Origin of the sequence: Streptomyces sp. NPDC088252, assembly GCF_044740965.1 — a bacterium.
Taxonomy (GTDB): Bacteria; Actinomycetota; Actinomycetes; order Streptomycetales; family Streptomycetaceae; genus Streptomyces.
In genome coordinates this window covers 1-1,309 of sequence record NZ_JBIURS010000074.1, presented here as the reverse complement: position 1 = coordinate 1,309, position 1,309 = coordinate 1, and the positions used below count along the sequence as shown (strand labels likewise).

Annotated in this window: 1 protein-coding gene; it reads left to right on the top strand. The window is 69.9% G+C overall.

The genetic code is table 11. The features are described 5' to 3' along the window. Positions 1 to 112: 112 nt before the first annotated feature. Positions 113 to 1,309, top strand: a 1,197-nt coding sequence (locus ACIOHC_RS43835; protein ID WP_401847053.1) for an IS110 family transposase, incomplete at its 3' end; no start/stop codon positions are given.

The window sequence follows — 1,309 nt, the reverse complement described above, 5'->3', positions numbered from 1 at the left end:
CCGGTCCGGCGCAACGCCGGACAGCTCGCGGGCGGCAGGTCTGCATAACGTGGATGCGCGCGTACGACACCACTGCCGAGGCCGGCACGTTCAACTCGCCTAAAGGGGTGCGATGTTCGATACCGAAGACGTGGGCGTGTTCCTCGGCCTGGACGTCGGCAAGAGTGCTCATCACGGCCACGGACTCACCCCGGCCGGGAAGAAGGTCCTCGACAAGCAGCTGCCCAACAGCGAGCCGAGGCTGCGGGCCGTGTTCGACAAGCTCACCGCGAAGTTCGGCACCGTCCTGGTGATCGTGGACCAGCCCGCCTCGATCGGCGCCCTCCCGCTGGCCGTGGCCCGGGACGCGGGCTGCAAGGTCGCCTACCTGCCCGGCCTGGCAATGCGCCGGATCGCCGACCTGTATCCGGGCGAGGCGAAGACCGACGCTCGTGACGCGGCGGTGATCGCGGACGCGGCCCGCACCCTGCCGCACACCCTGCGCTCTCTGGAACTGACCGACGAGATCACCGCCGAGCTGACCGTGCTCGTCGGCTTCGACCAGGACCTGGCCGCCGAGGCCACCCGCACCAGCAACCGGATACGCGGCCTGCTCACCCAGTTCCACCCAAGCCTGGAGCGTGTCCTGGGCCCCCGTCTCGACCACCAGGCCGTCACCTGGCTTCTTGAACGCCACGGATCCCCGGCCGCACTGCGAAAGGCCGGACGCCGCCGCCTCGTCGAACTCGTCCGGCCCAAGGCCCCGCGCATGGCCACCCGGCTGATCGACGACGTCTTCGACGCGCTCGACGAGCAGACCGTCGTCGTGCCAGGGACCGGCACCCTCGACATCGTCGTTCCCTCCCTGGCCCGCTCGCTCGCGGCCGTCCAGGAACAGCGCCGGGCCCTGGAAGCCCAGATCAACACCCTGCTGGAGGCTCACCCTCTTTCCCCGGTCCTGACGTCGATGCCCGGCGTCGGCGTCAGGACCGCCGCCGTGCTGCTGGTCACCGTCGGAGACGGCACCAACTTCCCCACCGCCGCCCACCTCGCCTCCTACGCCGGCCTCGCCCCCACCACGAAATCGTCCGGCACATCGATCCACGGCGAGCACGCACCCCGAGGCGGAAACCGGCAGCTCAAACGCGCCATGTTCCTCTCCGCCTTCGCCTGCATGAACGCCGATCCCGCCTCCCGCACCTACTACGACAAGCAACGCGCCCGCGGCAAAACCCACACCCAAGCCCTCCTCCGCCTCGCCCGCCAACGCACCAGCGTCCTGTTCGCGATGCTCCGAGACGGCACCTTCTACGAGTCCCGAACCCCCACC